General features: G+C 44.4%; 5 protein-coding genes and 1 tRNA gene. 5 read left to right on the top strand and 1 reads right to left on the bottom strand.

Translation table 11 applies throughout. The features are described from left to right. Positions 1-64 precede the first annotated feature (64 nt). From tyrS to BLW31_RS09520, 5 genes are all read left to right on the top strand, one after another. Positions 65-1,357 carry a tyrosine--tRNA ligase gene (gene tyrS, locus BLW31_RS09495; protein WP_010535977.1) on the top strand — a complete coding sequence of 431 codons (1,293 nt, stop codon included), beginning with the start codon at positions 65-67 and terminating at the stop codon, positions 1,355-1,357. A gap of 108 nt (positions 1,358-1,465) precedes the next feature. Continuing rightward, positions 1,466-1,536, top strand: a tRNA-Gln gene (locus BLW31_RS09500). A 336-nt stretch (positions 1,537-1,872) separates the two neighbouring features. Next, positions 1,873-2,715: a 5-dehydro-4-deoxy-D-glucuronate isomerase gene (gene kduI / locus BLW31_RS09510; protein WP_010535978.1), complete on the top strand. Its 843-nt coding sequence runs from the start codon at positions 1,873-1,875 to the stop codon at positions 2,713-2,715. 39 nt (positions 2,716-2,754) lie between these two features. After that, positions 2,755-3,558, top strand: coding sequence for a gluconate 5-dehydrogenase (locus BLW31_RS09515; protein ID WP_010535979.1), 804 nt, complete (start codon positions 2,755-2,757; stop codon positions 3,556-3,558). 152 nt (positions 3,559-3,710) lie between these two features. Beyond that, on the top strand, positions 3,711-4,955 hold the full coding sequence (locus BLW31_RS09520; protein ID WP_008762841.1) for a BT3233 family polysaccharide utilization protein: 1,245 nt from the start codon (positions 3,711-3,713) through the stop codon (positions 4,953-4,955). A gap of 278 nt (positions 4,956-5,233) precedes the next feature. Here BLW31_RS09520 and BLW31_RS09525 read toward each other — a convergent pair whose 3' ends face one another. Then, a complete protein-coding gene (locus BLW31_RS09525) occupies positions 5,234-6,436 on the bottom strand; it encodes a hypothetical protein (protein WP_032836613.1) in 1,203 nt (400 codons plus the stop codon). Between the last annotated feature and the right edge of the window lie 221 nt (positions 6,437-6,657).

Genomic DNA, 6,657 nt, shown 5'->3' on the forward strand with positions numbered 1-6,657 from the left:
GAGTCGTACTTTTGTCGCACATGGAATTGAAAGACAATAAAAACTTAATAAAAAGAGTAATACGATGAATTTTGTAGAAGAATTGAGATGGCGTGGCATGCTGCAGGACATCATGCCGGGAACGGAAGAGTTGCTGAACAAAGAGCAGGTGACTGCCTATTTGGGTATCGACCCGACTGCCGATTCACTACACATTGGTCACCTTTGTGGAGTGATGATCCTTCGTCATTTACAACGCTGCGGCCATAAACCGCTGGCACTCATCGGTGGCGCTACAGGTATGATTGGCGACCCTTCCGGAAAATCGGCAGAACGTAACCTGCTGAATGAGGAAACATTGCGTCACAATCAGGCATGTATCAAAGAACAGCTTGCCAAGTTTCTCGACTTCGAGTCGGATGTGCCTAACCGTGCTGAATTAGTGAACAACTATGACTGGATGAAAGAGTTTTCTTTCCTTGACTTTGTTCGCGAAGTGGGCAAACACATCACTGTAAACTATATGATGGCAAAGGACTCTGTAAAGCGTCGTCTGAACGGAGAAGCACGTGATGGATTGTCATTCACCGAATTTACTTATCAGCTGCTTCAAGGCTACGACTTCCTTCATCTATATGAAACCAAGGGTTGTAAACTTCAGATGGGAGGCTCCGACCAGTGGGGAAATATCACTACCGGAGCGGAACTGATCCGCCGTACCAATGGGGGAGAGGTGTTCGCGCTGACTTGCCCGTTGATCACGAAAGCTGACGGCGGTAAATTTGGTAAAACCGAATCCGGAAATATCTGGCTGGACCCCCGCTATACGTCTCCATATAAGTTCTATCAGTTCTGGCTCAACGTGAGCGACTCTGATGCTGAACGCTATATCAAGATTTTCACTTCAATCGAGAAGGAAGAAATAGAAGCACTGGTTGCCGAACACCAGCAGGCTCCGCACTTGCGTGCTTTGCAGAAACGTCTGGCGAAGGAAGTGACTGTCATGGTTCATTCCGAAGCAGATTACAATGCAGCAGTAGATGCGTCTAATATCCTGTTCGGTAATGCTACTTCCGAATCGCTGCGTAAATTGGACGAAGATACGCTGCTGGCTGTATTCGAAGGGGTGCCTCAGTTCGAAATCTCTCGTGACGCTCTGGCGGAAGGAGTGAAGGCTGTTGACCTGTTTGTTGATAACGCGGCTGTATTTGCCTCGAAAGGTGAAATGCGTAAGCTGGTTCAGGGCGGTGGCGTATCGTTGAATAAAGAGAAACTGGAAGCCTTTGACCAGGTAATTACGACTGCTGACCTGCTTGACGAGAAATACCTGCTTGTTCAGCGTGGTAAAAAGAACTATTATCTGCTGATTGCGAAGTAAAATTCAGCAATTTGCAGGGTGGCAAAGTAAAAAAGTAAACGAAATATTTGGAGGTTTGCTCGCAAACCTCTATCTTTGCACCGCTTTTTAACAGAAAGCACTTATGTTTGTCCTATGGTGTAATGGTAGCACAACAGTTTTTGGTTCTGTTTGTCTAAGTTCGAATCTTGGTAGGACAACAAAAAGAGGCTCCGATAGTCATTGATTATCGGAGCTTTCTTTTTTTGTATCATTTTATATCGTCGAAATGGCTGTCAAACTATGCGTATGCCGGCTTGTTCTTTCAGAGAAAAAAGGTAAGAGTCTATTTCTATTCTGTTAGGTGAAAAACTCCTTCGAAACGTATTATAGTTCGTTAAAAAGATGTACATTGCATCAATTCTGGACATTTTTGGTGGATAATTGGAACAAAATTGCAAGGTTAACCCGTTTTCTTTTACTATTTTTGCATCGTGTACGTAAACGACGTGCATTTGAGAAAGAGAGCTTATTCAATAACTATAAATAAATAAGGTATGAAAACGAACTATGAAATTCGCTATGCTGCGCATCCCGAGGATGCAAAAAGTTATGATACTGCAAGAATCCGTCGCGATTTCTTAATCGAAAAGATATTTGTTCCCAACGAAGTGAATATGGTGTACTCCATGTACGACCGTATGGTTGTAGGCGGCGCGCTTCCGGTAGGAGAGGTGCTGACACTCGAAGCGATTGACCCGTTGAAAGCTCCGTTCTTCCTGACCCGTCGTGAAATGGGTATTTACAATGTAGGCGGACCGGGCGTAGTGAAGGCCGGAGACGCGGTTTTCGAACTTGACTATAAAGAAGCCCTTTACCTTGGTTCGGGCGACCGTGTAGTGACGTTCGAAAGCAAAGACGCTTCCAATCCTGCCAAATTCTATTTCAACTCACTGACCGCACATCGCAACTACCCCGACCGTAAAGTGACGAAAGCGGATGCCGTAGTAGCTGAAATGGGCTCGTTGGAAGGTTCCAACCACCGTAACATCAATAAGATGCTGGTCAATCAGATATTGCCCACCTGTCAGCTACAGATGGGTATGACGGAACTTGCTCCGGGAAGCGTATGGAACACGATGCCTGCACACGTGCACAGCCGTCGTATGGAGGCTTACTTCTACTTCGAAATCCCCGAAGAGCACGCTATCTGCCACTTTATGGGTGAGGTGGACGAAACTCGTCACGTATGGATGAAGGGCGATCAGGCGGTTCTGTCTCCCGAATGGTCGATCCATTCGGCTGCGGCTACCCACAACTATACCTTTATCTGGGGTATGGGCGGCGAGAATCTCGATTATGGCGATCAGGACTTCTCATTAATTACAGATTTAAAATAAACAACTACAATAGTTTTCATCATTTAATAACAAAAAATTATGAATCAGTATTTGAATTTTTCTTTGAAAGGTAAAGTGGCTCTCGTTACAGGTGCTTCTTACGGTATCGGTTTTGCTATCGCTTCTGCTTATGCAGAACAAGGCGCTACTGTTTGTTTTAACGACATCAACCAGGAGTTGGTGGACAAAGGCATGGCTGCTTATGCTGAAAAGGGAATTAAAGCTCACGGTTATGTATGCGACGTAACAGACGAACCGGCTGTTCAGGCAATGGTTGCTACTATCGAGAAAGAAGTAGGTACGATTGATATCCTTGTTAATAACGCCGGTATTATCCGCCGTGTTCCTATGCACGAAATGGAAGCTGCTGACTTCCGTCGTGTGATTGATATCGACTTGAACGCTCCGTTCATCGTTTCTAAGGCTGTGTTGCCTGCCATGATGAAGAAGCGTGCCGGTAAAATCATCAACATCTGCTCTATGATGTCTGAGCTGGGTCGTGAAACTGTATCGGCTTATGCTGCTGCCAAAGGTGGTCTGAAGATGTTGACTCGCAATATCTGCTCTGAATATGGTGAATACAACATTCAGTGTAACGGTATCGGTCCGGGTTATATCGCTACTCCGCAAACTGCTCCTCTGCGTGAGAAACAAGCAGACGGAAGCCGTCATCCATTCGATTCATTCATCTGCGCCAAGACTCCTGCCGGTCGTTGGTTGGATCCGGAAGAACTGACAGGTCCTGCTGTGTTCCTGGCTTCTGAGGCTTCTAACGCTGTAAACGGTCATATCCTTTACGTAGACGGTGGTATCCTTGCTTATATCGGAAAACAGCCGAAATAACGATAACAAGAAATTGCTATAAGGTGATAGGGTGGTGAGGAGATTCCTTACCGTCTGTCACCTTATCGTTTTTCTGTTGAATAGTTTACGGTTTACATTTATCCCCTTTCGTTTTTTTACCTGATTCTATCCCCTTATTTGTTGTGTATAATATGAAGAAGATATTTATTCTGGCTGCTATTGCCCTGATGGGTTTTGCCTCTTGTGCTGACAGCAAGCAGTCAATGACGGTTACAGTAACCAATCCTCTGGCGCTGGAGCGCACAGGTGAAATGGTTGAGGTTCCGATGAGTGACGTTACAGCCAAGCTGCAGCTGGCTGATACGGCCCAGATCGTAGTGCTTGGTGAAGATGGTCAGCAAGTACCTTATCAAGTGACGTATGACGAGAAAGTGGTTTTCCCGGCTACGGTGAAAGCAAATGGCACAGCCACTTATACTATCCAATCCGGTACTCCCGACCCGTATAATGTAATTGCCTGCGGCCGCTATTATCCTGAACGTTTGGACGATGTGGCATGGGAGAATGACCTGGGCGGATACCGTGCCTATGGCCCTGCCTTGCAGAAGCGTGGTGAACGTGGTTTCGGCTACGACCTCTTTACGAAGTATAACACTACGGAACCGATTCTTGAAAGCCTTTACGCTGAAGAGCTGGATAAGGAAAAGCGTGCCAGAATTGCCGAACTGAAAAAGACAGACCCTAAAGCGGCTGCCGAACTGCAAAATGCCATCTCTTATCACATTGACCACGGCTACGGGATGGATTGTTATGCCGTAGGTCCTACGCTGGGCTGCGGTACAGCCGCTCTGATGGCGGGTGATACGATTATCTATCCTTATTGCTATCGGACACAGGAAATCCTTGATAATGGCCCGCTGCGTTTCACAGTGAAGCTGGAATTTAATCCGTTGACTGTTCGTGGCGACTCTAACGTGGTGGAGACGCGTGTCATCACATTGGATGCTGGTTCTTACCTGAATAAAACCGTTGTTTCGTATACTAACCTGAAAGAAGCGATGCCTGTGACTACCGGAATCGTTCTTCGTGAACCGGACGGTGTGGTTACAGCAGACGCTGCAAACGGCTATATCACCTATGTAGACCCTACAACCGACAGAAGCGGGGGTAACGGTAAGATATTTATCGGCGCTGCATTTCCTTCATTGGTAAAAGAAGCAAAGACGGTTCTTTTCCCGGAAAAGGAGAAGAAGGAACTGCGCGGTGGAGCTGACGGTCATGTACTGGCAATCAGCGAGTATGAACCGGGCTCGGAATACACTTATTACTGGGGTTCTGCCTGGGATAAGGCTGCTATCAAGACGGTTGATGCGTGGAATGCGTATATGGCTGAGTATGCGCAGAAGGTGCGTACACCGTTGACAGTGACTTACTAAGACGGTAGTTAATAAACTCTGGTACAAACGTTCTAATATGTCACGACAGGTCTTAATATCTGACTTCTCAGGTATTAATACTTGTCGCGTCAGTTATTAATACCTGAAAAGTCAAGTGTTAATGGCTGATAACCCAGTTATATAAGGCTCTCCTTATTTCATTCGAAAGGCTGAAAATAAGGGGAGTTTGTTGTAAGGTAGAATGTGGGTATAGCAAGAGAAACGGTTTTTTAGAGAATTTCCTAATGTGAGTATTATACAGGCGAATAAAATAGTAGCTAAAATGTATATCCTATCACTCCTGACCAGCCATTAACGAGGGCGGATTTCTCCATTATATCTCTTAAACCCTTGAATTGAGCACGCACACATATCATTTGCTTTTTCTTTTGCGAAAGTTTGAAATTTATTCCCGCATTAGCATAATAGCCTGGATAAACACCATCCAGCCATCTCTCGCTTTTATCATTAGTCTTTATTTTAGCATTGACCATTCCGCTGACGTCCAATCCTAATTCGGCAAATGGTCGTACTATTCCTTTCGGATAAGTATAGCGTATTCCCAGTTTGCCTGAAAGCATTGTTCCGCTATGTTTGTATGTATAATATGAATTATTATAATCGCTAAATGATTTTGCAGAAGATGCGATGCGTGAAAAAGACAGATCAAAGCAGCCACTGAGCGAACTCATCCACCGTCTGTTGCTGATAGCTAAAGTAACTCCTGCCAGATAAGATAAATCGGGTGAGCTATAGAGTCCGATCGAACTGCCTGATGGAACTTTGTATTGTATGACTCCTGCATAAGGAGTAACGTCCAGTTGTATCGAGCGTTTATCTTCTTTCGCTTCAAACTCGATGCACTCTTCGTTGCTGGTGCACATTGCATAATGATATTCCTTAGTAATTCTCATCATTTCCTTGCGATTGAAACGTGCCCGGTCAATCTTGGGTGCCAGGCTCGGACAATCCTTGAATGCGTAGTGCAAAAGCGGGATATATCGGTCGGTCTGGTCTTTAAACTGCATACTGGTAGTCTGTCTGGATAGTTTGGGTGCATCTATTTTTACAAGAGTATTATGGTCTTCGACAAAGTAGACAGGTATGTCATCTTCTGTCTCATAGTAGTACAGGCTTTTCATTCCTTGTAGCAGATATTCGAGGAATACGGGCTTTGGGATGCCATATTGCAATTCCACGTTCTTGGAAACATAGTACTTACCATCATCTGTAAAACGGTATCCTAGAATATCAAAAGGGTGATAAGTAATAGGTTTGTCACCACTATTATCTTGTGGAAGAAAAACGCAGCGTGTTGCATTTATTTTATCCGTACGGTAGTCAATAACTCCGTATACTGTATCTTTTTGAAGGGTGATGATAAATCCCGGGCGATAATTGCTTTGGGCATATATTGTGGAGATCAATAGTAGGAATGCGTTTAGCAGTATAAGTCGGTATAGAATTGTTTTCTTATGCATAGTTTAGATATTTGATTTTCTTATGTGGGTGCAATATACCAATATTTCGAGGAACATAATTCCAAAATTGGAATTTTTTACTTGCAATATGTAGAAACAGAATGGGGCTGTGTCAAAACTAAGTCTCATCCCCTTCTTTTTTTAATATAAAATAGTCGTTCCTCTTTTTTGTCTATGCGACTATTTTTTCAGTAATTAGGTAATAAGGCTTAATATTCGTC

The sequence above is a fragment of the Bacteroides faecis MAJ27 genome, from assembly GCF_900106755.1.
In the GTDB taxonomy this organism is placed as follows: domain Bacteria; phylum Bacteroidota; class Bacteroidia; order Bacteroidales; family Bacteroidaceae; genus Bacteroides; species Bacteroides faecis.